This window comes from Pseudomonas sp. B33.4 (assembly GCF_034555375.1).
Lineage (GTDB): Bacteria > Pseudomonadota > Gammaproteobacteria > Pseudomonadales > Pseudomonadaceae > Aquipseudomonas.
Genome location: NZ_CP140706.1, coordinates 5,305,338 through 5,330,644, shown reverse-complemented (window position 1 = coordinate 5,330,644; position 25,307 = coordinate 5,305,338). Strand labels below are relative to the sequence as shown.

Annotated in this window: 15 protein-coding genes and 1 pseudogene; 9 read left to right on the top strand and 7 right to left on the bottom strand. The window is 59.2% G+C overall.

The genetic code is table 11. The annotated features are described in order from the left end of the window. Window positions 1–80: 80 nt before the first annotated feature. From leuA to U6037_RS23390, 4 genes are all read right to left on the bottom strand, one after another. Window positions 81–1,760, bottom strand: a complete 1,680-nt coding sequence (gene leuA, locus U6037_RS23405; RefSeq protein ID WP_008082522.1) for a 2-isopropylmalate synthase — start codon at window positions 1,758–1,760, stop codon at window positions 81–83. A gap of 464 nt (window positions 1,761–2,224) precedes the next feature. Beyond that, on the bottom strand, window positions 2,225–3,046 hold the full coding sequence (locus U6037_RS23400) for a peptidoglycan DD-metalloendopeptidase family protein (RefSeq protein WP_322844698.1): 822 nt from the start codon (window positions 3,044–3,046) through the stop codon (window positions 2,225–2,227). A 3-nt stretch (window positions 3,047–3,049) separates the two neighbouring features. Next, window positions 3,050–4,429: an exodeoxyribonuclease VII large subunit gene (gene xseA / locus U6037_RS23395; protein WP_322844697.1), complete on the bottom strand. Its 1,380-nt coding sequence runs from the start codon at window positions 4,427–4,429 to the stop codon at window positions 3,050–3,052. Window positions 4,430–4,514: 85 nt separating this feature from the next. After that, window positions 4,515–5,459 carry a LysR family transcriptional regulator gene (locus tag U6037_RS23390; protein ID WP_322844696.1) on the bottom strand — a complete coding sequence of 315 codons (945 nt, stop codon included), beginning with the start codon at window positions 5,457–5,459 and terminating at the stop codon, window positions 4,515–4,517. Window positions 5,460–5,559: 100 nt separating this feature from the next. Here U6037_RS23390 and U6037_RS23385 point away from each other — a divergent pair, with 100 nt between their 5' ends. From U6037_RS23385 to guaA, 4 genes are all read left to right on the top strand, one after another. Further along, window positions 5,560–6,327, top strand: a complete 768-nt coding sequence (locus U6037_RS23385) for a sulfite exporter TauE/SafE family protein (protein ID WP_322844695.1) — start codon at window positions 5,560–5,562, stop codon at window positions 6,325–6,327. 184 nt (window positions 6,328–6,511) lie between these two features. Further along, window positions 6,512–7,060: a sugar ABC transporter ATPase gene (locus U6037_RS23380; protein WP_007964454.1), complete on the top strand. Its 549-nt coding sequence runs from the start codon at window positions 6,512–6,514 to the stop codon at window positions 7,058–7,060. 116 nt (window positions 7,061–7,176) lie between these two features. Further along, window positions 7,177–8,646 (top strand): IMP dehydrogenase, encoded by a 1,470-nt coding sequence (gene guaB / locus U6037_RS23375; protein WP_007916845.1) that lies wholly within the window; start codon window positions 7,177–7,179, stop codon window positions 8,644–8,646. A gap of 99 nt (window positions 8,647–8,745) precedes the next feature. Next, window positions 8,746–10,323 (top strand): glutamine-hydrolyzing GMP synthase, encoded by a 1,578-nt coding sequence (gene guaA, locus U6037_RS23370; RefSeq protein ID WP_127929653.1) that lies wholly within the window; start codon window positions 8,746–8,748, stop codon window positions 10,321–10,323. A gap of 75 nt (window positions 10,324–10,398) precedes the next feature. Here the strand turns inward: guaA and U6037_RS23365 are convergent, their stop codons facing one another. From U6037_RS23365 to treR, 3 genes are all read right to left on the bottom strand, one after another. Continuing rightward, the gene (locus U6037_RS23365) at window positions 10,399–13,536 is read right to left on the bottom strand and encodes a membrane-targeted effector domain-containing toxin (RefSeq protein WP_322844694.1); all 3,138 of its coding nucleotides are present in this window, start codon (window positions 13,534–13,536) and stop codon (window positions 10,399–10,401) included. Window positions 13,537–13,787: 251 nt separating this feature from the next. Then, window positions 13,788–16,880 carry a membrane-targeted effector domain-containing toxin gene (locus U6037_RS23360; RefSeq protein WP_322844693.1) on the bottom strand — a complete coding sequence of 1,031 codons (3,093 nt, stop codon included), beginning with the start codon at window positions 16,878–16,880 and terminating at the stop codon, window positions 13,788–13,790. Window positions 16,881–16,982: 102 nt separating this feature from the next. Beyond that, a complete protein-coding gene (gene treR / locus U6037_RS23355) occupies window positions 16,983–17,687 on the bottom strand; it encodes a trehalose operon repressor (protein ID WP_322844692.1) in 705 nt (234 codons plus the stop codon). A 235-nt stretch (window positions 17,688–17,922) separates the two neighbouring features. Between treR and treP the strand changes: the two genes are divergently transcribed. The 5 genes and pseudogenes from treP to U6037_RS23330 all read left to right on the top strand — a co-directional run bounded on the left by treP (window position 17,923) and on the right by U6037_RS23330 (window position 25,251). Beyond that, window positions 17,923–19,365, top strand: coding sequence for a PTS system trehalose-specific EIIBC component (treP, locus tag U6037_RS23350; RefSeq protein ID WP_322844691.1), 1,443 nt, complete (start codon window positions 17,923–17,925; stop codon window positions 19,363–19,365). Between the two features lie 21 nt (window positions 19,366–19,386). After that, window positions 19,387–21,036, top strand: coding sequence for an alpha,alpha-phosphotrehalase (gene treC, locus U6037_RS23345; RefSeq protein ID WP_322844690.1), 1,650 nt, complete (start codon window positions 19,387–19,389; stop codon window positions 21,034–21,036). Between the two features lie 107 nt (window positions 21,037–21,143). Next, a complete protein-coding gene (locus U6037_RS23340; RefSeq protein WP_322844689.1) occupies window positions 21,144–22,367 on the top strand; it encodes a carbohydrate porin in 1,224 nt (407 codons plus the stop codon). Between the two features lie 62 nt (window positions 22,368–22,429). Next, window positions 22,430–24,958, top strand: a pseudogene (gene ptsP / locus U6037_RS23335) (phosphoenolpyruvate--protein phosphotransferase). Between the two features lie 2 nt (window positions 24,959–24,960). Then, window positions 24,961–25,251 (top strand): PTS transporter subunit EIIB, encoded by a 291-nt coding sequence (locus tag U6037_RS23330; protein WP_150775817.1) that lies wholly within the window; start codon window positions 24,961–24,963, stop codon window positions 25,249–25,251. Window positions 25,252–25,307 lie beyond the last annotated feature (56 nt).

Below are 25,307 nucleotides of genomic sequence, written 5' to 3'. Positions count from 1 at the left end.
CCGAAGGCTGCGATCTTTTGATCTTCAACAAAAAGGCCCCGGAGTTCAAACGCCGGGGCCTTTAGCGTTTCAGCGATGGCTTACGCCGCTTTCGCCTCAGGCTGGCTCAGCGAGCGGTTCAGCGCGCTGAACAGGGCCTTGAAGCTGGCCGTGGTGATGTTTTCATCGATACCCACGCCGTGCACCGCACGTTCACCGTTCACACGCAGTTCGATATAGGCCGCCGCTTTGGCGTTGGTGCCGGCGCCGATCGCGTGTTCGTTGTAGTCCATGATCTCCACCGGAACTGGCAGGCCGGCCACCAGTGCTTCAAGCGCACCGTTACCCTTGCCGCGCCAGTGCAGGTTGGTTTCGCCCTGACCCTTGCTCGCCACTTCCACTTCAACATTGCTGTTGCCGTTTTCTTCCTGCAGGCGATGGCTGACAAGCGCGTACGGGGTGTTGGCTTGCAGGTATTCGCTGATCAACAGCGAGTGGATCTGCTTGGCGGTCATCTCCAGGCCCAGACGATCGGTTTCACGCTGCACGACCTGGCTGAATTCGATCTGCATGCGACGTGGCAGGCTGATGCCGTATTCCTGCTCCAGCAAGTAAGCGATACCGCCCTTGCCCGACTGGCTGTTGACGCGAATCACCGCCTCGTAGCTGCGGCCAATGTCGGCCGGGTCGATCGGCAAGTACGGCACTTCCCACAGTGCATCGGGTTTCTGCTGGGAGAAACCTTTGCGGATCGCATCCTGGTGCGAGCCGGAGAACGCGGTGTGCACCAGGTCGCCAACGTACGGGTGACGCGGGTGCACCTGAATCTGGTTGCACTCCTCAACCACTTTGCGCACGCCGTCGATGTCGGAGAAATCCAGTTGCGGGTCGAGACCCTGGGTGTACATGTTCAGCGCGACGGTGACGAGGTCGACGTTACCGGTACGCTCGCCGTTGCCGAACAGGCAGCCTTCGACGCGATCGGCGCCAGCCATCAGGCCCAGCTCGGTAGCGGCGACGCCAGTGCCACGGTCGTTGTGGGTGTGCAGGCTGATGATCACGCTGTCACGACGGTTGATGTTGCGGCCGAACCACTCGATCTGGTCGGCGTAGATGTTCGGCGTTGCGCATTCAACGGTTGCTGGCAGGTTGAGGATCATCTTGTGCTCAGGCGTCGGGTTCCACACCTCGATCACCGCATCACAGACTTCCTTGGCGAATTCCAGCTCGGTGGCGCTGAAGGTTTCCGGCGAGTATTCGAAGGTCCACTCGGTGTCCGGCTGCATCGCTGCGTATTTCACGAACAGTTTGGCCGCGTTGACCGCGATGGCCTTGATACCGTCCTTGTCCTGGTTGAAGACGATGCGACGGAAAGACGGCGAAGTGGCGTTGTACAGGTGAACGATGGCTTTCTTCGCCCCGCGCAGGGATTCGAAGGTGCGCTCGATCAGGTCTTCACGGCCCTGGGTCAGCACCTGAATGGTGGTGTCGTCCGGGATATGGCCCTCTTCGATCAGGGTACGCACGAAATCGAAATCGGTTTGCGAAGCGGCGGGGAACGACGCTTCGATTTCCTTCACGCCGACTTGCACGAGGGTTTTCCAGAAGCGCAGCTTCTTCACCGCGTCCATCGGTTCGATCAGCGACTGGTTGCCGTCACGCAGGTCGGAGCTGCACCAGATCGGCGCGGTGTCGATGGTTTTCGACGGCCAGGTACGATCCGGCAGGTTGATGACAGGAAACGCGCGGTATTTCGAAGACGGATCTTTGAGCATGCTCATCGGGAAATTCCTTATTGTCTGGGCCGAAAAGAGGCGGCCTGCCGGTGTTACGAATGTTCAGGGAAAAGCGTGGGACGAGGTGCCGCGATTCAGCCTGGCAGTCGTGCGCTGACGAGGCACAGGCTGCGGTGCTGGCGAAGCTGAATGAGGGTGTGAGAGGTTTTCATGCCTTCAACCCTAACCGCGAGGGGAGAGGATGGCAAGCAGTCGAAAAAAATTGAGAGGAATACTCGGAAAGCGGGTTTTTGCGGGATTTTATTGCGCTGGAGATCGCTGATCGTTGTGATATTTGCGCGAGGTCAGATTGGCGCGCAATTGAGGTCGATGGGGTGTCAGGGGTGGTTGAGTACAGCATAAGCCGCCATCGCGAGCAGGCTCACTCCTACAGTTGATCGTGTTCACAACACCGGTCCAATGTAGGAGTGAGCCTGCTCGCGATGAGGCCATCAGCTTCGCTCTATTTTTTAAGGTTGGAATGCACCAATAAAAATCGCCGGATCCACCCGCGCATCATTCAGGCTGACATTCCAGTGCATATGCGGCCCGGTCGCGCGGCCGGTCATGCCAACCTTGCCGACCACCGCGCCCCGCGCCAGTTGATCGCCGACTTTCACATCAATCTTCGACATATGGCAGAACATGCTGATAAAGCCCTGTCCATGGTCGACAAACACGGTGTTGCCGTTGAAGAAGTAGTTGCCGGTGAGGATCACCTTGCCCGCCGCCGGGGTCTTGATCGGCGTACCCGCCGGCACTGCAAAGTCGAGGCCCGCGTGGGGATTGCGTTCCTCACCATTAAAGAATCGACGCACGCCAAACTTGCTCGACAGCGGCCCGTTTACCGGTTTGTCCAGCAGCAGATTGCTCGGCGTGTTCGGGCTGAAGCTGCGGTAGGCCTTGATCTGCTCAGCTAGCTCACCCTCGATGCGCTTGAGGTTCGACTGATCCGGATTGACCTGCTGCTTGTTCTTCAGAGTAATGCGCTGTTCCGGGTACTTCTTGTTGCCCACGGTGAACGGCAAGTTGCGCCCGCCACTGCTGATCTGTTGCGCGCCTGGCTTCACGGTCAGCGGCACACCGACAATCGCCAGCCAGTTGCTCTGTTCTTTTACCACCAGCACTGGTTTGCCCTGATACGTGGCTTTCGGCGCCTGCGCGGCCGCGCCCAGATCAACCACCGCCACGCCGCCCGGCACCGGTTTGTTCAGCAGCCGGGTGATGTAACTGTCGGCGTGGGCGTTGAAGGTCAGGCACAGCAGAAACAGTGGAGCCAGAAAACGTGGCATGGATCAGTCCAGTAAAGAGAGGGTGACAGGCGTCAGGTGATTGTCCTCGACGCGCACTTGCAGTTCGCCTTCGCCGAGTTTGGCTTTCAGGCGCTGGCCGGTGTGGGTCTGGGCGGCGTTGCGGATTGCGTGGCCACGCTCATCGAGCAGAATGCTGTAGCCCCGTCCGAGGGTTGCCAGTGGGCTGACCACGTGCAGCGTCTGCATCTGGCTGTGCAGTTGCAGACGACGGTTTTTCAGGCTTTCACGCATGGCGCGGGGCAGGCGTTCGGCAAGGCTGTCGAGACGCTGGCGCAACATCGCCAATTGCCGTCCCGGATGCTGGCCGGCGAGGCGCGTCTCCAGGCGGATCAAGCGTTCGCGGCGAGTATTGAGATGGCGCTCGAACGCCCGGCGCATGCGCATGTCCAGATCGTCCAGACGCTGAGCCTGCTGGCGCAGCCGTTCGCCGGGATGGCGCAGGCGACGGGCCATGCCTTCCAGACGCAGGCGATCACGCATCAAGCGGTCACGCATGCGCATCACCAAACGGCGATGCAGGCTTTCGACCTGGCGGATCAGATGGCTGGAATCGGGTGCGAGTAGTTCGGCGGCAGCGGACGGCGTTGGCGCACGGACGTCGGCAACAAAGTCGCTGATCGATACATCGGTTTCATGGCCGACGGCGCTGACAATCGGCGTCACGCAGGCATCGACGGCGCGGGCCACGGCTTCTTCGTTGAAGCACCAGAGGTCTTCCAGCGAGCCGCCGCCACGGGCGAGGATCAACGCGTCGAAACCACGCGCATCGGCCATTTTCAGGGCGCGGACAATTTGCGCGGTGGCTTCTCCGCCCTGTACGGCAGTCGGAATCAGCGTCAGTTGCACCTGCGGCGCACGGCGGCGGAACACGCTGATGATGTCGCGGATTACCGCACCGGTCGGCGAGCTGATGATGCCGATGCGTTGCGGATGCGCCGGCAGCGGCACTTTACGTTCGGCGCTGAACAGACCTTCGGCGCTGAGCTTTTCTTTCAGCGCATCGAAGGCCAGACGCAGTGCGCCGTCACCGGCAGGTTCGACGGTGTCGAGGATCAACTGATAGTCGCCACGGCCCTCGAACAGCGAGACCTTGCCACGCACCTTCACCGCCAGGCCATCCTTCAGCGCCTGACGCACGCGCGCGGCGTTCTGCCGGAACAGCGCGCAACGCACCTGCGCACCGCTGTCCTTGAGGGTGAAGTAGATGTGACCGGACGCCGGGCGGGCGAGGTTGGAGATTTCGCCTTCGACCCAGATGTTGCTGAACACGTCTTCAAGCAACACCCGTGCGCGGCCGTTGAGCTGGCTGACGGTCAGGACTTCACGGTCCAGGCCAAGTCTTGCAAAGGGATCTTTAATCATGGGACGCAGTTTAAAGGCATTTGCTGATCAATCTCCATGAATCACCGCAAATCCCTGTGGGAGCGAGCCTGCTCGCGAAGGCGTCTTATCCTTCGACATCTTCAGTGGCTGACAGTCCGCTTTCGCGAGCAGGCTCGCTCCTACAGGGGGGAGGGGTGAAAGTCCGGAGGAAGTGCTGGATCAACGGGGTGGGGTTCTGGCGATAGGCGAGGGCGACGGTGCTTTGGCAATCGGGATCAGTCAGCGGCAAAAACCGTACGCCGCTCGGGGCGATGTCCTGCATGGATTCAGGCAGCAGGGCAATGCCGAAGCCGGCCTGAATCAACTGTAGCTGCGTGGTTTTGCGCGACATCACCCGCGCAGCTTTCGGAAAGAAGCCCTGACGCATGCACAGATCTGCACACAGATAACTCAAACCGCCGCGTTGCGGATGCGGGATCGAGATAAACGCTTCGTCCTTCAACTGTGCCAGATCGACACGCTCGGCCTCGGCCAATCGATGAGTCATCGGTACCGCCAGCAGCAACCGTTCAGTAAACAGCGGCACAATCTGAATGCCTTCGCGCTGGCGCAAAACCGGCAGGCGCAGCAGGCCGATATCGAGGCGTCCTTCGGCCAATTCTTCCAGTTGCGCCTCGGAAGACAACTTGCCGATGTCCAGCGACACACCGGGTTGTTGCTGCAGATAAGCGCCGATGTCACTGAGCAAACGACCGCTGATCGACACGGTGCTGGAGTGGCTGAGGCGCAGGGTGCCGAGTTGGCCGTTGCCGACTTCGGTGGCCATGGCGCTGGCCTTTCCCAATTCATTGAGCAGATTGCGCGCTCGCGGCAGAAACGCTTCGCCCGCCGCAGTGAGCCGGGGCTGGCGTGCTGTGCGCTCGAACAGCGGCGTTTGCAGACGCGTTTCCATGTCCTTGATCTGCCGGCTCAGCGCCGATTGCGCGATAAACAGGCGCTCGGCCGCCGCACTGAAACTTCCACATTCGGCGATTTCCACGAAGTAGCGCAATTGACGAGTCGAAAGCACAAGCAATGCCTTTTTGAGATGGGTTGGTGGCTTTGAAGATATTAGTCGCAACCCTCGACGCTGGCTAAAGTCATCGCAGGCTTATTAAGGAAGCGAATCGATGAGCGTGGCGGGATTGTTGAGTGAGTGGACATGGGGCGCCGGCGGCTGGGCGGTGGTTGGGCTGGGGATCGCCCTGGCCTATATCGTTTTCGGCATTGCCGGGTTCGGCACGGCGTTAGTGGCCGGGCCGATTCTGATTCTGTTCATGCCTTTGTCGAAAATTGTGCCGTTGCTGGTGCTGCTGGATTTTGTCGCGGCGTTCGGCAATCTGCTGCCGTCGCGGCGGGATGTGGCCAGACCGGAATTGTTACGGCTGCTGCCGTGCATGGCGGTGGGTTGCACATTGGGGGTGATTTTCTTGCTCAACCTCAAATCCGATCTGTTGCTGTTGTTGATGGGGCTGTTTATCAGCGCTTACGCGGTTTACAGCCTGTGGGTGAAAGTTCGGCCGGCGCAATTGTCGGCGGCATGGGCGGTGCCGATGGGCACGGTAGGCGGGTTGTTTGGCGCTTTGTTTGGCAGTGGCGGCTTTCTCTATGCGATCTATCTCAACAGTCGGCTGCCGAAAGATGCGGCCCGGGCCACGCAAAGTGCGCTGATCAGTTGCAGCACGGTGGTGCGTTTGAGCCTGTTCGCCATCGCTGGCGTGTATGCCGAGCTACCCTTGTTGATGCTGGCGCTGTGTCTGTTGCCGGCCATGGCGCTGGGGCTGTGGATTGGCCGGCGGTTGACCATGCGCCTGTCGCGCGAAGCGTTTGTGCGACTGGTGACGTGGCTGGTGCTGGCGAGCGGGCTCGCATTGATCGGGCGCTACCTCAGCACTTGACCGGATTTTGTCAGGGATTAAGCTGCCGGCCGCACTGACGCCATCGCGGGCAAGCCCGCTCCCACAGGTTTCTCTGGTGTACACAACATTTGTGACCGGCCGAGATCCCTGTGGGAGCGGGCTTGCCCGCGATGGCGGCGGAGTGAGCACCGCAGAACTTCCATTTGACGTCGCAGGCTGCACCATGAATTCGCAAAGCATCATCGTCCCGAAAATCTCCACCCTGCCGGTCCACGAACCCCGGGCCCGGGCGATCCTGCGCTGGCTGGTACGCAAGAACATCGTCAAGGAAGAGCTGAGCACCTGCGGCCGTACCGGCAACCGCATGGCTTACGCGATTGCCGATGGCGCGCGCGCCGTGGTCCTGCACCCGCAGGCTTTGCCGTTTGGTGAGCCGATCAACGGCTTGGAGATCGTCACCAAACGCTGCATCTACACGCCGGCCAAGGGCTTTCTCGAAGAGGCCGGTTGTGCTGAGTGCCGTCGTGAAGTCGGCGAAGCGCTGTTCGAAAGCCTCGAAGACTGGTTCCCGGGCCGCACTGACAACTTCACCTGCCCGGAATGCGGGCATGAAGATGACATCAACGGTTTTCTGTTTTTGCAGGAATGTGCGTTTTCCAACCTCGGTTTCATCTTCAACAACTGGCTGGAGGCGGGCTTCAAGCAGAGCTTTATCGATGAGTTCGCCGATTGGCTCGATCAACCTGTCTCTTGGGTCAAGGTGGAGCTGTAACGGCGGGGATTCCCGTACATCAGCAACATTGATATTAAGCTGAGTTTTACATTGAACAGCAGGGGGTGTCTGACTATAATGGCGCGCTTCCATTTTCCCGCTCGGGAGCCCCCGCGATGCTGCGTATCAGCCAAGAAGCTCTGACATTCGACGACATTCTCTTAGTGCCCGGTTATTCCGAGGTACTTCCTAACGAAGTCAGTCTCAAGACCCGCCTTACCCGTGGCATCGAGCTGAACATTCCTCTGGTTTCTGCCGCCATGGACACCGTGACTGAAGCCCGTCTGGCAATCGCCATGGCTCAGGAAGGTGGCATCGGCATTATCCACAAGAACATGACCATCGAGCAGCAAGCTGCCGAAGTGCGCAAGGTCAAGAAGTTCGAAGCCGGCGTCGTCAAGGATCCGATCACCATCGAGGCTGATGCCACGGTTCGTGATCTGTTCGAATTGACCCGCATGCACAACATTTCCGGCGTTCCGGTACTGCACGATGGCGACCTGGTCGGCATCGTCACTTCCCGTGACGTGCGTTTCGAAAGCCGTCTGGAAGCCACCGTCCGTGAAGTGATGACGCCCAAAGAGCGTCTGGTCACGATCAAGGAAGGCGCGAGCAAGGACGAAGCACGCGAACTGCTGCACAAGCACCGCATCGAGCGCGTGCTGATCGTCGACGACAAATTCGCCCTCAAAGGCATGATGACCGTCAACGATATCGAAAAAGCCAAAGCCTACCCGCTGGCCAGCAAGGACGATCAAGGTCGTCTGCGCGTGGGCGCTGCTGTCGGTACCGGTAAAGACACCGGTGATCGCGTCGCTGCTCTGGTCAACGCCGGTGTGGACGTCGTGGTAGTCGATACCGCGCACGGTCACTCCAAAGGTGTGATCGACCGCGTTCGCTGGGTCAAAGAGAATTTCCCTGAAGTGCAGGTGATCGGCGGCAACATCGCCACCGGCGCCGCTGCCAAGGCTCTGGCCGAAGCTGGCGCCGATGCAGTCAAGGTCGGTATCGGCCCTGGCTCGATCTGCACCACCCGTATCGTCGCCGGTGTCGGCGTCCCGCAAATCAGTGCCATCGCCAACGTTGCCGCTGCCCTTGAAGGCACTGGCGTACCGTTGATCGCCGACGGCGGCATCCGTTTCTCCGGTGACCTGTCCAAGGCCATCGTTGCCGGTGCTTCCTGCGTGATGATGGGCTCGATGTTCGCCGGTACTGAAGAAGCGCCGGGCGAAATCGAACTGTTCCAGGGTCGTTCGTACAAGGCGTATCGCGGCATGGGTTCGCTGGGCGCCATGTCCCAGGCTCAAGGCTCTTCCGACCGTTACTTCCAGGACTCTTCGGCAGGCGCCGAGAAACTCGTTCCGGAAGGTATCGAAGGCCGTGTTCCTTACAAAGGCACCCTGAGCGCGATCATTCACCAGTTGATGGGCGGTCTGCGTTCCTCGATGGGCTACACCGGTAGCGCCAACATCGAAGAAATGCGCACCAAGCCTGAGTTCGTGCGGATCACCGGCGCTGGCATGGCCGAATCCCACGTTCACGACGTGCAGATCACCAAAGAAGCGCCAAACTACCGCGTAGGTTGAGCCTTCAAGCAATAAAGTAAGCAACCGGGGCTGTTTGATTCAGCCCCGAGTTGTTTCTGAATCACGACTGTTTCTGAACGACTTAGACGAGACTGAATCATGGCCCTCGATATTCACGCTCACCGCATCCTGATCCTCGACTTCGGCTCGCAATACACCCAACTGATTGCCCGCCGCGTGCGCGAAATCGGTGTGTACTGCGAACTGCACCCGTTCGACATGGACGAAGATGCGATCCGCGAATTCGCTCCTAAAGGCGTCATCCTCGCCGGCGGCCCCGAGTCCGTACACGTCGCCGACAGCCCGCGCTGCCCACAGGCAGTGTTCGATCTGGGCGTACCGGTTTTCGGTATCTGCTACGGCATGCAGACCATGGCCGAGCAACTGGGCGGCAAGGTTGAAGGTTCCGAACTGCGTGAGTTCGGTTACGCCCGCGTTGACGTGGTCGGCAAGAGCCGCCTGCTCGACGGCATCGAAGACCACATCGACGCTGACGGCCTGTTCGGCCTCGACGTATGGATGAGCCACGGTGACAAAGTCACCAAGATGCCGGAAGACTTCCACATCCTCGCCAGCACCCCGAGCTGCCCGATCGCCGGTATGTTTAACGACGACCGTGGCTACTACGGCGTGCAGTTCCACCCGGAAGTGACCCACACCAAGCAGGGCGGTCGCATCCTCTCGCGCTTCGTCCTCGACATCTGCGGCTGTGAAGCCCTGTGGACGCCGTCGAAGATCGCTGAAGACGCCATCGCCAACATCCGCGCACAAGTCGGCACCGACAATGTGCTGCTGGGTCTGTCCGGCGGCGTTGACTCCTCGGTCGTTGCCGCGCTGCTGCACAAAGCCATCGGCGACCAACTGACCTGCGTCTTCGTCGACAACGGCCTGCTGCGTCTGCACGAAGGCGAGCAAGTGATGGCCATGTTCGCCGAGAACATGGGCGTCAAAGTCATTCGCGCCAACGCTGAAGAGCAGTTCCTCAACAACCTGGCCGGCGAAGCCGATCCAGAGAAGAAGCGTAAAATCATCGGTCGCACCTTCATCGACGTCTTCGATGCCCAGTCGAACAAACTGGACAACATCAAGTACCTCGCTCAGGGCACCATCTACCCGGACGTGATCGAGTCGGCTGGCGCGAAAAGCGGCAAGGCCCACGTGATCAAGTCGCACCACAACGTGGGCGGCTTGCCGGAAGAGATGAACCTGAAACTGGTCGAGCCACTGCGCGAACTGTTCAAGGACGAAGTCCGTCGTCTGGGCCTGGAACTCGGCCTGCCGTACGACATGGTCTACCGTCACCCATTCCCGGGCCCGGGCCTGGGCGTGCGTATCCTCGGTGAAGTGAAAAAGGAATACGCCGACCTGCTGCGTCGCGCTGACCACATCTTCATCGAAGAACTGCGCAAAGCCGACTGGTACCACAAGGTCAGCCAGGCATTCGTGGTGTTCCAGCCAGTGAAATCGGTTGGCGTTGTTGGCGATGGCCGTCGTTACGCCTGGGTTGTCGCCCTGCGTGCCGTAGAAACCATCGACTTCATGACCGCACGTTGGGCACACCTGCCTTACGAACTGCTGGAAACCGTTTCCGGCCGCATCATCAATGAAATCGAAGGCATTTCGCGCGTTACTTACGACGTGTCGAGCAAGCCGCCAGCGACGATTGAGTGGGAGTGATCCCGCTGCAGGTTGATTAACGAAAAACCCTTGGCCTGAAGCTAAGGGTTTTTTCGTTTCATACCCTGAAAACAGTTAGCTTGGCAGGCGACTTTGCAGGGTCAAGCCGATCTCTATCAGGCGCTGGGATAACGCGCCGATGTCACGGAACATGATGCCGCTGATCCGCGGCAGCGACTGTGCCCAGATGTAAACCTGACCATCCCTTCTGCAATTCACTATTGTTCGAACAATATTGCCGTCGCTGTTGCGACGCACGAGCGTGTATGCATTCTGCGTTTTTTCGAACATGAACGTGCCGTTGCGATTCAGCAGTGTATTCACCGTTGCCTCCGTCCACTGCGGCACAGGTGTTTCGATCTGCAAGCGCAAATCAGCGAATAGAAAGTCGGATGAGTTGCGCGTCGACGCCCCGTTATCAAACGGGCCCCGAGCGACTTCCAGTCCCGGGTCGATTCTGATGCCGGGCACTTCGGTGGACGCCGCTTCTTCAATGCGTAAACCGATGCCGCCCCTGAGTTCGCTGATGCCTGGCAGATTTCTGAAGTTATTGGTGTTCGTTGCTTCGACCAAAGCAACCCATTTTCCTGGCCTGTTGAGCAGCTCGTCACCCCACATGATTTGCGAGGCAAGCCGGGCATGGATCATCTGCTCTTCGATCGAAGTCAGCGGTACCTTCAGCTTGTAACTGTGCGCGCTTTCAAGACCGTGAGGCCGGATGCCGTTGGCCTGGGCAGCCTTGATCAGTTCAAGCATGTTGAACCGGCCATCAGGGTCGGTACCCAGGCTGGACAGGTAGCTTCGAAGACCCTCTGACATCTCTCCCGACAGGTAAAAGTCGTTGAGATCTGCCTGGGCAAAATCGCTGAGCAAACCACGTACGTAAAGTGTGTCGATATGCCGTGCCAACGCCGGCATGTTTTCGATCATGAATCGCATGCTGGCGATGCGATCCAGCGATTCGCCGACGACCAGTCCATTGGTATTGGCAAAGATGCGATCAATCAACTCAGCCGTCTGCATCTCGGCATCGATTGGCGGGATGACTGGCCGTGCGGGCAGGTTGGTCCAGTTCAGCTCTGAGTAATACTCTTTGGCCTCATTCAGCAGGGACGAGCGTCTGTCGCGAAAATAGGCCGCATACGTATCGGCCGTTGATGGTTTACCGCGGTTTGCACTGGAGAGCTCAGCGAAAGTCTCGGGCAGGTTCATCGCCCATCTTTTCATTTTTGCCATGTCCATTCCTGCGATGTCGTTGAGGGGAGTCACCAGGCGCAGTGGTCGCGCGACCGGTGAAACCGGCTCGACGAGGGGAAGCTCCGCTGACGGCGTTGATGCAGCCGGGGCCGAGGACGAGGAGAAGTCACTGTCGAGGAAACAGGCCTTGCCCATGCATTGGCCGCCTCCCCTGAGACGCAACGCGGGTAGGCGTTCCCACTTGCCGCCCTTACTGAAGCGTACTGGCAATGAGTAAGCGAACTGATTGGGGCGCTCGGGATTGACGATGGCCCAGTTGCCAGCGTCCTCGGATTCGGCAAAGTAGCGCACGTAGTACGCGTCACCGTCCATTTCGATGGCATAGCCCGGCTCCCTGTCCAGGCGGTAAATACCCTCATATTTGCCTGGCACGGCCTCTACAGATCTCTGTGCAAGTAACTCGTTGCATCGATACCTGGCAGGAATCTTTGGAAAAGACCAACCTTGGCGCACAGCAGCCGTGGCCAATTGCCGGGTGGCTGCGATGGTCGTCTCGATGGGGATTTCGTTGGTCAGCTCAACGCTCGCCTGTGTATCAACCGCCGTGACAGGCGCTTGATCTACAGGCGGCAAGAACGGTGCCTCCAGCGATGTGAACTCGAGCAACCCGCGCATTTCTTCAGCTTCGGCAAACTCCACTTGCGGGCCCACTTCAAGTTGCGCGCCAGTGCTGATCAGAAACGGAATGTTGAACACAATGTCGATGGCGTTGAGCACTGCGCCGGTAACACCGGCTTTGCGCTCGGTTAGCGTCGTGCCGTTGATGGCCTGATCGATGTTCAATCCCATGTTCGCGATGCTGGCGCCAATCAAAGGCAACGCCAAAGGCCAGCCTACAGCTGCCATCGGGCCGAATACTTTCAGACCGGCACTCAAATAACCTATCCAGAGTTTTTTGCGCAGGTCACTGTTGGACGTGAGCACCAGGTGCGCCTCGGCAAGCATGCTCGTGCGTGCCGACTCGCTCAACCAAGTGAATGCGTCACCGCTGATCGCGACGTTGCGGCGATTGATCATTTGGTGATCGCTGTGACCCCAGGCGCTCACCAGGCGATTCATCAGATCGGTGAGGTTTTCGCTCAGGTGATTGCGGTCAGCCAGCGGAAAATGTTTGAGAAACGCCGTGCGCTTGTCCTCCGAATTCATCTGTTCAAGCATCCACCAATGCAGATCCGCTTGATCGTCCATCAAGAGGAATGCCGGGGCTTCGCCTGGCAAGTAAAGCGTTTGGCGGCCACTGTCCTCCACCAGACGAAGCGCATTGGAGGCTATGCGGCCATCGAGATCCAGCGTCCGCACTTCAGCACCGACCGGGTGTAACGCTTGCAGCATTGGCAAGGTGACGGGCCAGGTGACGGGCCCGATTACCGCGCTGACGATGCGCTGAAAATCAGTTCCATCAAGGTCACCTTGTTGCAGCGCCTGCACTGCCAGACTGAGAAAGTTGCACTTGGCCAGGGCGCGGAAGTCATCCGACGAGGTTTGCCAGAATGTCGTCAGTTGACCTGTGTAGCGTGCGCTGAAGTCGATGTCCCAGAACGCCTTCAGCACATCGCTGCCGAGCAGCCGCACTTCATTGCGCTGATTGAAGTTTTCCGCCTCCGGGCCATCCGAGTAGAAACCGCAGTAGAGGCCAAGCAGATCTGCGTTGTCTTGATCGGTCGCGCGAAAGCGATGGATCACCAACTGCGTGAGGGTGAGCGTTTCGTAAGGCTTTTCCAGCAAATGTTCCCAACCCGTGAAGGTCAGCGCACTGCTCTGAGCCGCTTTGAAACGGTGGAAGTAAACCCGGTCGGGATCAAGGCTGGACAGTCCTTTATCCGCCAGGATTTCGTTGGCGACTTGACGGGCAGCGTCGTGCAGACTCGGGCAGGTCTGCACGATAGTCGCGGCAATGGCTTTGAGGGCAGTTTTATCCGCTGCGTTTGGCAGGAGACGGCGTTCGGGGGAGGTCATGCGTTCTTCATCCTTGAGAAGCAAAGACTAAGCATGGCCGATTCGCGCAAGGTGAGTGCACTACCCGGCTACCGCATAGTGCCTACTATTGATAATTGCGTGGGGGTGCAGGAGGACGGCTTGTCCGGCGTCTTTCAGGCGCTGGCTGGCTCTACAAGCGCAGAGAAGGGTTGATGAAAAATGCCAGTCAGTGTTGCTGACTGGCATTTTTTGTTGTCGGGTTTCCTTTGCTCCTGCTTAACCGGAGAGCCTCAATCAGGAATCCGGCTACGCAATATCAGTCCGGTATCGGACAACCGCTGAGACATGTCCTTCAGGTTGGCGAACGCGATGTCATTCACACGCTGCCACGCAGGGCGGTGGATGGAGACCTTGCCCTCATTCAAGCGAGCGATCGGTGTGCGTTGCAGCATGCCCTGCTTGCTGCGATGGATCAGCGTGTAACTGTCGCCTGTTTTTTCGAACAGGTACATGCCGCGTCGGTACAAAAGATTTTCCAGCGTCTCATCGGTCCAGGTCACCTCGGGTGCCTGGACTTTCAAGCGCAAGTCGGCGCGCAGAAGATCCGGATTACCTTGCCTGGCGGTGCCACCGGGCGAGCTGCCGCGTGGGACTTCAATACCCGGATCGACATCCACCCCCAGCCCTTCACCGGTGCCTACTTCATCGATTCGCAGGCTGATTCCTCCCTTCAGTTCGCTGATGCCCAGCAGCCCTCTGAAGGTGTTGGTGTTGTGGGCATCCGTCACCACGATCCACTTCTGCGGGCTGTTGAGGTAGACGTCACCGGTCATGATGTCGTTTGTCAGGTAGGTGCTCATCATTTGTTCGTCGACGGAGGGCAGCGGGGTTTTCATTTTGTAGCTTGCCGCGCAGTCGATCGCCTGGACCCGAACCCCGTTCGCTCGCGCGACCTGGACCAGTTCCAGTGGGTTGAATTGACCACCGGGATCGCTGCCAAGACTGATCAGGTAAGCGCGTAAATCCGCGGTCATCTGGCCGCTGGTGAAGTAGCGGTTAAGCTCAACCTGAGCGAAGTCACTGAGCAGACCGCGCATGTACAGGGTCTTCGCGTGGCGGGCCAGCGCCGGCATGTTTTCAATCAGAAAACGCAGGCTGGCGATGCGATCTAGGGTTTCTCCGACCACCAGCCCTGAAGCCCTTTCAAAAATTCCATCGACAAGATCGGCCAATGACATCAGGCGGTTGATCTCTGGCATTGCCGGACGCGCAGGCTGGATGATCCACGGCAGGTTCTTGAAAAAGCCTCTGGCTGAACTCTGCAAGAGTTGGCGCTTACCGGTGGCATATAGCTGGAACGGGTCGTCCATGCCGAAACCGCCATTACCGTCGGGCTGCAACTGGGCATGGGTTTCGTCGAGGTTCAACGCCCAGGCTTTTATCGAACGGCGCACCAGCGGGTCGATGTCGTAGGCGCTGGTCACCGGACGTGCGGGGCGCGATGTTGAAGGTTGCACTTCTTGCGCCGGTTGGGGGGACGCCTCGGGTGATGCAGGTTCGAAGGTGTCGAGTTCGATATCAGGGGCGCATGGCTTGCCCATGCACTGGCCGCCGCCCTTGAGACCCAGTGCAGGCATGCGCTCCCATTGACCTTCGCCATTGAGGCGGATCGGCAAGGCGTGGACGAGCTGGTTGGGGCGCTCCGGGTCAACGATGGCCCAGTCACCACTGCCACGAGAGTTGGCGAAGTAGCGCACATAGTACGGAGCATCGTTCATCAGAATGGCGTAGGGCGGATCGGCGTCGAGACGGTAAATGCCTTGGAATTTCCCGGACTCTTCACCGAGTGCTGTGCCATCGAGCAACTCGTTGCATTGATAACGTTCGGGCACCGGGGGCGGTGGAGTGGTCTGCGCTGGAACCAGCACCGTTTCATCAAGGTTCGGTACGGTGATGTCGACATCGTCTGGCACCATGATCTGCAGTGGGTTGTCGGCCTCGGCCCCGGCGTCAGAGCTCAAGGCTTCGCTGTACTCGGCCATTTCTGCGGCCTCTGCCGCCTCGACCTCGGCGCCAATCTCCAGCATCGGCCCGGTGCCGATCAGCAATGGAAGGTTGAATAACAGGTTGATGCCACTCAAGACCGCACCCAGCACGCCGGCCTTGCGTTCGGCGTTGCTCTTGCCGTTTTGGGCCTGATCGATATTCAGCCCCATGCTGGCAACGGTGGCACCAATCACCGGCAGCGCCAGCGGCCAGCCGACAGTGGCCATCGGTCCAAACACCTTGAGTCCCGCACTCAGATAACCGATCCACAGCTTTTTGCGCAGATCAGCATTAGATGTCAGGGACAGGTGGGCTTCTGCGAACATCGCCTGGCGGGTCGAGTCGCGCAGCCAACTGAATGCATCATCGGTCAGCAGCAGGTTTGTGCGGTTGATCAGGTGATGGTCGGCCCGGCCCCAGGTGCCGACGAGCCGATTCATCAGGTCAGTCACGTTCTCGGTCATCTGCTGACGGTCGGCGAGTGCAAAGTGCTCCATGAAGGCCGCGCGACGGTTCGCGTCGTTCATTTGCTCAAGCACCCACCAATGCAGGTCTGCCGCCGTATCCTTGACCACGAACGCCTCGGTTTCACTGGGCAGGTAGATAATCTGTCGGCCACCGGGATCGACGATGCGCAGCAGCTGCGTGGCGACATGGCCGTCAATGTCGAAGACGTATACATCTCCCGTCGGCGTGTGACTCGCTTGCAGCATGCTCAGGGTTACCGGCCAGCTGACAGGCCCCACTACCGAGTCCAGCAGCCATTGAAAGTCACTGCCGGTGAGTTGCCCAAGGTCCCGCGCCTGCACCGCACGGCTGAGGAAATTGCACTTGGCCAAGGTGCGGAAATCGTCGGCGTGGCTGTTCCAGAAGTCCGTCAGAGTGGCGCTGTAATGACCACTGAAGTCGAGGCTCCAGAACGCTTTCAAGACCTCATTGCCGTGCAGGCGCACTTCATTTTTTTCGTCGAAATCATCGCCCTGTGGGCCTTCCGTATAGAAGCCGCCGTACAGATCGAGAAGATCGGCGTTGTCCTGATCGGTGGCGCGAAAACGATGAATCACCAGTTGTGTCAGCGTCATCGATTCGTAGGGTTTTTCACGGATGTGCTCCCACCCGGTAAACGAGCGAGTGCTGCTCTGGGCAGTCTTGAAACGGTGGAAATACACCTGATCCGGATCAAGGCTCGACAAGCCTTTGGCTTCGAGCAGATCACGCGCGGCTTCACGTGCGGCATCCTGCAGGCCGGGGCAGTTTTGCACGACAGTAAAGGCGATCCGCTTGAGAGCTGCTTTGTCTGCCGGGTTCGGCAGAGGAGGTTGCTGGGCTGCGTTCATGCTTTCTCCATCCTTGAGAAAATGAAGGCCGAGCATGGCCTGTTCACTCAAGGGGAGTGCACTACATATGTACCGCACATTGTCGTTCGAAACGTGCGGGGGTCAGCGTCGTGCCACGTCGGAGAAGTAAAACTTGTCCAGGGTGTGCCGCGACTCGGTGTACTCGAACTGACGACCGTCCTGGAGGAAGGTCTGGTTACTGACCACGATCACATGGCTCTGGCCGTCGAGGTCCAGGTGCAGTTGATCGTCCTTGCTGCGCGGTACGGCTTCGATGGTGCGCTGGGCGTAGGCAATCTGTAACTGCAGGGTCTGTTCGATATGGGCGTAGATCGACTGCTCGGCGATGTCGAGGGACAGCCCGGGAATCACGTCGCTGACAAAGTGGTTGATGTCGAGGATGACCCGTTTGCCGTCGATCCGCCGTACGCGCTTGATCCGCGTGATTAGGCTGCCGGGTTCGGCATGGATGTGTTCGAGCAGGGTGCCTTCGAGCGGGATCTGGCTCAGCTCGACCACTTCGGTGCTGACGTCGTTGCCCAGGCGCGGGTAGGTCTCCTGGAAACTGACGATGCCGCCGAGCTGAAACTCGATCGGGTTGGTCGAAAGCACGAAGGTGCCTTTGCCATGGATTTTCTGCGCAAAACCGCGTTCCTGAAGCAGTTCGATAGCCTTGCGCACCGTGCCGCGACTGGCCTGATAGCTGTCCATCAATTCGGTTTCGGAAGGCAGGCGGGCGCCGCGCTCCAGGCGCTCGGTCGTGATGCTGGCCAGCAGATCGCTATAGATCTGGTTGTATTTGCTCATGGGGAGGCTCGGTGCCGACGGTGCTCAAAGCTTCGAACCTTACGGCCAGGGTAGGGCTTTGTCCATGTGGACGATGGAAATCACCTTAGGGTTCGGTAGGAAAATTCGCCTTCGGTCTGGCGAGAATATACATAAACAAACTCGTCTGTACGAGTTGTTGCATTAACTCGTACAGACGAGTATTTTTCGCTTCGGCGTGCTGCCAATAACAACAATCCACAGCGGAAGAACAAGCATGAGCCACGACTATCCGAACATCGCCGCGCAGTTGCTGCACAGCCTCGGTGGCAGCGACAACCTCGAACAGGCCGCCCATTGCGTCACGCGGTTGCGACTGGCCCTGAAGGACCCGAGTCGGGTCGACAGCGCCACGCTCAATCAGATTGATCTGGTCAAAGGCTCGTTCTTCACCGGCGGCCTCTATCAGGTAGTGATCGGCCCGGGCGAAGTGGAAAAGGTCTATGCCGAACTGCGTCGGCAGACCGGTCTCGCCGCGTCAACCATCGCTGACGTCAAACAGAAGAGCGCCGAAAAGATCAACGCCATGCAGCGGCTGGTGCGGGTGTTTTCCGATGTGTTCATGCCGATCCTGCCAGCACTGATCATTGCCGGCTTGCTCATGGGCATCAACAATCTGCTCGGCGCCAAAGGCATGTTCATCGAAGGGCAGACCCTGCTCGATGCCTACCCGAAACTCGACGGGCTGTGGAGCCTGATCAACCTGATGGCCAACACCTCGTTCGTGTTTCTGCCGGCGCTGGTGGGCTGGTCGGCGGCCAAACGCTTTGGCGGCAGCGAGATCCTCGGCATCGTGCTCGGTCTGATGCTGGTGCACCCGGATCTGCTCAACGCCTGGAATTACGGCAAGGCCGTGGCCGGGCTGGACGGGCAGCAACTGCCGTACTTCGACATTCTCGGTCTGTTTCAAGTGGAAAAGGTCGGTTACCAGGGGCAGATCCTGCCGATTCTGCTGGCGGCCTACGTGATGAGTGTCATCGAAAAATGGTTGCGCGCACGCGTGCCGAACGCCATTCAATTGCTCGTGGTGCCGATCACTACGATTGTCGTCACCGGTGTTTTGGCGCTGGCGGTAATCGGCCCGGTGACCCGCCACATCGGCATCTTCATCACCGAAGGGCTGGTCATGCTGTTTGACCTGGCGCCGATGGTGGGCGGAGCGATTTTCGGTCTGCTGTATGCGCCGCTGGTGATCACCGGCATGCACCACATGTTTCTCGCGGTCGATCTGCAATTGATCTCGACCCAGGGCGGCACCTTCATCTGGCCGATGATCGTCATGTCCAACCTTGCCCAAGGCAGTGCTGCGTTGGCGGTGTTCTGGATGACCCGCAATGCGCGGGACAAGAGCATGGCATCCACCTCGGCGATTTCCGCTTATTTCGGTATCACGGAACCGGCGATGTTCGGCGTCAATTTGCGCTACAAGTTTCCGTTTTACGCCGCGCTGACCGGCTCGGCGCTGGGCTGCGTGTTCCTCTCGCTGAACAAGGTTCAGGCCTCGGCCATCGGCGTCGGTGGTCTGCCGGGATTCATCTCGATCATTCCGCAGTACATCCCGATGTTCGTCATCGGGATGCTGATTGCCATGCTCGTGCCGTTTGTTCTGACCTGTGCACTGAGCATGAAGATTGTCCGGCCCGGTTATCGGGTTGCCTGACATTATTGAAGGAGTTTCGCCATGCAAGACTGGCAGCGTTCGGTGATCTACCAGGTCTATCCGAAGAGTTTTCATAGCCACGCCGGCAACCCGACAGGGGATTTGCTCGGCATCGTCGCCAAGCTTGATTACCTGCAATGGCTGGGTGTCGACTGTTTGTGGATCACGCCATTTCTGCGTTCGCCACAGCGCGATAACGGCTATGACATCAGCGATTACTACGCCATCGATCCGAGCTACGGCAGCATGGCCGACTGCGAATTGCTGATCGCCGAGGCGGGCAAGCGCGGGATCAAGCTGATGCTCGACATCGTGGTCAATCACACCTCGATCGAACACGCATGGTTCCAGCAGGCGCGCAGCAGTCTCGACAACCCTTACCGTGACTTCTACATCTGGCGTGATCAGCCGAACAACTGGGAATCCAAGTTCGGTGGTTCTGCCTGGGAATATGAAGCGCAGACCGGCCAGTATTACCTGCACCTGTTCGACCACACCCAGGCCGACCTGAATTGGGACAACCCCAAGGTGCGCGCTGAAGTGTTCAGGATGATGCAGTTCTGGCGGGACAAGGGCGTGGGTGGTTTTCGTCTCGATGTGATCAATCTGATCTCCAAGCCCGCAGACTTTCCCGAAGACAGCAGCGATGGCCGACGCTTTTATACCGATGGGCCGAATGTCCACACGTACTTGCAGCAGATGCACCGCGAAGTATTCGATGGCCACGACTTGATCAATGTCGGCGAGATGTCCTCGACCAGCCTCGAACACTGCATCCGTTATTCCAATCCGCAGTCGAAAGAACTGTCGATGACGTTCAACTTTCATCACCTGAAAGTCGATTATCCGAACCTGCAGAAGTGGGTGCGCGCCGATTTCGATTTCCTTCAGCTGAAGAAAATTCTGTCTGACTGGCAGACCGGCATGCAGGCCGGTGGCGGCTGGAACGCGCTGTTCTGGTGTAACCACGATCAACCGCGAGTGGTCTCGCGCTTCGGCCATGACGGCGAATACCGCGAAGTCTCGGCGAAGATGCTCGGCACTGCGCTGCATTTTCTCCAGGGCACGCCGTTCGTGTATCAGGGCGAAGAGTTGGGCATGACCAATCCGGGGTTCGAATCGATCGAGCATTATCGCGATGTCGAGACGCTGAACATCTTTCGCCTCAAGCGCGAAGCCGGCAGCAGTGATGCCGACAACATGGCGGCAATCATGCAGAAATCCCGTGATAACGGGCGTACGCCGATGCACTGGGACGGCGGCCCGAACGCCGGTTTCAGCAGCGTCGAGCCGTGGATCGGTGTGCCGGCCAATGCTGCGCAGATCAACGTCGCCCATCAACTCGACGACCCGGACTCGGTGTTGCATCACTACCGCCGTCTTATCGCGCTGCGCCGCAGCGAATCGTTGATCACCGACGGGCTGTACCAACAATTACTGCCTGAACATCCGCAGGTCTGGGCGTATGTGCGTGAAGGTGACGCCGAACGTTTGCTGGTGGTGAACAACTTCTACGGAACAACCTGTGAAGTGCAGTTGCCATCGACGGTCATCAGCGAGTCGATGAGTCAGCGTCTATTGATCAGCAATTATCCGGACGGGCCGTTGCGCAAGCGCCAGATGACGTTGCGGCCTTACGAGTCATTCGTTCTGCACCTGATCGATCCCTGACCTTTAACTAGAAAAACCAGCTTGCAAAAAAACACGCAGAGCACTGCGCGGGGGATTTCTGCGCGCCGAATTCATGCAACCAGACAATAAAAACAATGGGGTGGCTTATGAAAACAACAATAAATCGCAGCCTTGCAGTCGCAGGATTTTGCCTGGCTTTACCGCCGGGTTCACAAGCGCTGGAGTTCGGCGGTTACCTGCGTAGCGGTGTCGGCACGTCGGTCAATAGCAGCGGTCAGTCGTGCTTCCAGTTACCCGGTGCGCAAACCAAATACCGCTTGGGTAACGAATGCGAGCAGTACGGTGAACTGGAGTTGCGCCAAGATCTGTACACCCTCGATGACGGTTCGGTCCTGAGCGTGGATGGCATGGCCTCGCTGTATAACCGCTACGACCGCAGCCCCACGTTCAAAGACGACAATGGCTCGATACGCTTGCCGCAAGCCTATGCACAGTGGTCGGCAATGCCCGCGCTCAATGGCGGTTCTCTGTGGGCCGGGCGCCGTTACTACAAGCGCAATGACATCCATATTTCCGACTTCTACTACTGGAACCAGAGCGCCACCGGGGGCGGGATCGAGGACGTATTGATCGGCGACCTTAAATACAGCTACGCCTTCTCGCGCAAGGACAACCTGTACCAGAAGGACTACATCAATCGGCACGACTTCAACGTCGCTGGTTTCAAGACCAACCTTGGCGGTGAGCTGGAGTTCGGTTTGAGTTATATCGACAAACCCGACAGCCGCGATGCCCACCAGGGCTGGGCGATCACCACGCAACATGTGCAAAAAGATTTTCTCGGCGGCAAGAACAAACTGGCGCTGCAATACGGTGAAGGGCCGGGCACCGGGCTGGGCTACACCGGCAACGTCAAACTGGACGACAGCAATAAAAGTTACCGGATCGTCGAGTTTTTCGACTGGCAGGTGACCCCGCGCTTTGGCGGTCAGATAGAGGCGGTGTATCAGAAAGACATTCGTCCGGACGGGGCGAATCAGAACTGGATTTCCTTGGGTGTCCGGCCTGCCTACGCGCTCAGCGAACACTTCAAACTGGTGACCGAACTGGGCCACGACCAAGTCGAAGCGCCGGGCGGCACGCGCAAGCTGAGCAAGTTCACCTTTGCCCCGACCTGGTCGCCCAAGGGCCCGGAGTTCTGGGCGCGTCCCGAGGTTCGTCTGTATTACACGTATGCCACCTGGAACGAGGCCGCCAAGCGTGCAGCCAATGAACTGGCCAAAGGTTCGGCGTTGTCCGACACCGGCGCCTTCGGTAATGCCCGTCACGGTGCGAATGTCGGATTGCAGGTCGAATACTGGTGGAAATAAGCGATGCTGATGGAGCATCGCGCTCCATCGGCACTTCAAAGCATAAAACTGCAGGTGACGTCATGGCCACACCCCAACAATTGCAACTGCTGGCTCCCTTGTCAGGTGTCCTGATGGCGCTGGACGAGGTGCCCGATCCGGTATTTTCCGGGCGCGTGATCGGTGACGGTCTGTGCATCGATCCGACCTCATCGACCCTGTGCGCACCGCTGGCCGGGATCATCAGCAACGTGCAGGCCAGCGGCCATGCCGTGAGCATCACCGATGACCATGGCGTTCAGGTGTTGATGCATATTGGCCTCGATACGGTGAACCTCGCCGGACAAGGCTTCACTTCTCTGGTCGAAGAGGGGCAGCGGGTTGCAGCCGGACAGGCGCTGATCGAGTTCGATGCCGATTACATTGCCCGCCATGCGCGCAGTCTGATGACCCTGATGTTGGTCGTCAGTGGTGAGCCGTTTACCTGGCTTGGCGCGCCGAGCGGACGGGTCGAAAGCGGGCAGCCGCTGCTTGAGCTCGGCGCAGTGCAGGCCATCAGCGAGGCGCCAGTCACGACCGAGGGGCAGGTGGTGTTTTCGTAAACGTTGAAACTGCCCAACCCCAATGGTCTGCACGCGCGTCCGGCTGCGGTGTTCGCGCAAGCAGCAAAGGGGTTTAGCGCAAACATCTGCCTGCACAAGCAACAGGCCCAGGCCAACGCCAAATCCCTGGTGGCAATCATGGCGTTGCAGACCGCTTTTGGTGACAACGTGCAGGTCAGCGCGGTCGGCGAAGATGCAGACGCTGCAATCGATACACTGACCCGCATGCTGGCCGAGGGCTGTGGCGAAGCGGTGACGGCGGTAGCGCCTGCCGAAATTGTCGCCACTGAAACGCTGACACTTCTGCGTGGGGTCTGCGCTTCACCCGGTTCGGCGTTGGGCCAAGTGGTGCAGATCAGCGAACCGGTCTTCGACGTCAGCGAGTTCGGCGGCGGAGCAGACGTCGAGCGCGAGGCCTTTGCCAATGCGCTGATCGAAGCGGATCTGGCCCTGCAGCATTTGCGTGACACCGCCGCTGGCGAGGCCGAAGCCGAGATCTTCAAGGCGCATCAGGAACTGCTCGAAGATCCGGGTCTGCTCGATCAGGCTCAGGCACTGATCAGCGCGGGCAAAAGTGCGGCGTTCGCCTGGCGCGCAGCCACGGACGAGACGGCGGCCATGTTTCGGCAACTGGGCAGCGCGTTACTGGCCGAACGGGCGGCGGATCTGACCGATGTCGGGCGTCGTGTGCTCAAGCTGCTGTTGGGTGTTGGCGAGCAGGCGCTGGAGCTGCCGCAAGCGTGCATTCTGATCGCCGATCAACTGACCCCATCGCAAACTGCCCGGATCGATACCAGCAAAGTGTTGGGCTTTGCCACGGTCGGCGGCGGTGCGACCAGTCACGTGGCGATTCTCGCCCGCGCCTGTGGCCTGCCGTCGATCTGCGGGGTGCCGGTGCAAATGTTGGCGTTGAGCAACGGCACTCAGGTGCTGCTTGATGCCGACAAGGGCGAACTGCATGTGCATCCGGACCCCACGGCGATCAAACAGTGGCACGCTCGCCACGCGCAGCAGCGTCAACGCCATGAGCATGAGCTGGCCAATGCAACGCTCGCCGCCAGGACCCGTGACGGACACCATGTGGAGGTGTCGGCCAACGTCGCATCCTTGCCTGAAACCGAGCAGGCCATGGCTTCGGGGGGCGCGGGCGTTGGCCTGCTGCGTTCGGAATTTCTCTATCTGGGGCGCAATCATGCGCCGAGCCATGACGAACAGGTCGGCACTTACAGTGCGATCGCTCGCTGCGTCGGATCTGCCCACAATCTGGTGGTGCGTACCCTCGATGTTGGCGGCGACAAACCGCTGGCCTATGTGCCCATGGACCGCGAAACCAACCCGTTCCTGGGTGTACGCGGCATTCGCTTGTGTCTGGAGCGCCCGCAGTTATTGCGCGAGCAGTTCCGCGCCATGCTCGGCTGCTGCGATCTGACGCGTTTGCACATCATGTTGCCGATGGTCACACAACTGTCGGAGCTGCGTCAGGCGCGGCAGATACTCGACGAGGAAATCCACGCGCTGGGGCTAACGCAGCGGCCGAAACTGGGGATCATGATCGAAGTACCGGCCGCAGCACTGATGGCGGATCTGTTCGCGCCGCTGGTGGATTTCTTCTCGATCGGCACCAATGACCTGACGCAATACACCTTGGCCATGGATCGCGATCACCCGCGCCTGGCCAGTCAGGCGGACAGTTTTCATCCATCGGTCTTGCGCCTGATCGCCATGACCGTGAAGGCCGCGCACGCCCATGGCAAATGGGTCGGTGTGTGCGGGGCGATGGCTTCCGAGCGTCTGGCGGTGCCGCTGTTGCTGGGGTTGGGTGTGGATGAGTTGTCGGTGAGCGTGCCGATGATTGCACCAGTCAAGGCAACGGTGCGCGAGCTTGCGCTGGCGGATTGTCAGATCATCGCGCAACAGGTACTCGGCCTGGAAAGCGCCGGGCAGGTGCGCGAGGCGTTGCAGCTGTATCACGAGGCCACCGTCGATACTTTACGGGTTCTGGAGAACTGAACATGTTCGATCAATTGCAGAAGGCATTCTGGAAAGCCCTGACACCGGATCTGGTCGCGGACACACCGAAAGCACCGGCCGAGCCGACTGGCGAGTTGAGCGCCGCTATCGTTGCGGCGCTGGGCGGAGTGGATAATCTTCAATCGCAGCAACCGCTAGCGCTGACGCGGGTGCGGGTTGTTTTGCGTGATGTGTCGAGCATGGATCAACAGGCGTTGAGCGCCGCTGGTATTGCGGGCGTCATGCCCTTGGAGGGTGGTGTGGTGCATTTGATTACCGGGCTGCGACCGTAAGCCGATCAGTGGCGTGCGGCCTCAGGTCGCCCTTACTGTTTCTCAACCGCAGGTGT

Bases quoted from the DNA above. Each gene is read 5' to 3' on its own strand.
- treP (WP_322844691.1), top strand. From the start codon at position 17,923: ATGAGCCACGACTATCCGAACATCGCCGCGCAGTTGCTGCACAGCCTC.
- U6037_RS23385 (WP_322844695.1), top strand. From the start codon at position 5,560: ATGAGCGTGGCGGGATTGTTGAGTGAGTGGACATGGGGCGCCGGCGGC.
- U6037_RS23340 (WP_322844689.1), top strand. From the start codon at position 21,144: ATGAAAACAACAATAAATCGCAGCCTTGCAGTCGCAGGATTTTGCCTG.
- U6037_RS23365 (WP_322844694.1), bottom strand. From the start codon at position 13,536: ATGACCTCCCCCGAACGCCGTCTCCTGCCAAACGCAGCGGATAAAACT.
- U6037_RS23330 (WP_150775817.1), top strand. From the start codon at position 24,961: ATGTTCGATCAATTGCAGAAGGCATTCTGGAAAGCCCTGACACCGGAT.
- U6037_RS23360 (WP_322844693.1), bottom strand. From the start codon at position 16,880: ATGAACGCAGCCCAGCAACCTCCTCTGCCGAACCCGGCAGACAAAGCA.
- treR (WP_322844692.1), bottom strand. From the start codon at position 17,687: ATGAGCAAATACAACCAGATCTATAGCGATCTGCTGGCCAGCATCACG.
- U6037_RS23400 (WP_322844698.1), bottom strand. From the start codon at position 3,046: ATGCCACGTTTTCTGGCTCCACTGTTTCTGCTGTGCCTGACCTTCAAC.
- leuA (WP_008082522.1), bottom strand. From the start codon at position 1,760: ATGAGCATGCTCAAAGATCCGTCTTCGAAATACCGCGCGTTTCCTGTC.
- treC (WP_322844690.1), top strand. From the start codon at position 19,387: ATGCAAGACTGGCAGCGTTCGGTGATCTACCAGGTCTATCCGAAGAGT.
- xseA (WP_322844697.1), bottom strand. From the start codon at position 4,429: ATGATTAAAGATCCCTTTGCAAGACTTGGCCTGGACCGTGAAGTCCTG.
- guaB (WP_007916845.1), top strand. From the start codon at position 7,177: ATGCTGCGTATCAGCCAAGAAGCTCTGACATTCGACGACATTCTCTTA.
- U6037_RS23380 (WP_007964454.1), top strand. From the start codon at position 6,512: ATGAATTCGCAAAGCATCATCGTCCCGAAAATCTCCACCCTGCCGGTC.
- guaA (WP_127929653.1), top strand. From the start codon at position 8,746: ATGGCCCTCGATATTCACGCTCACCGCATCCTGATCCTCGACTTCGGC.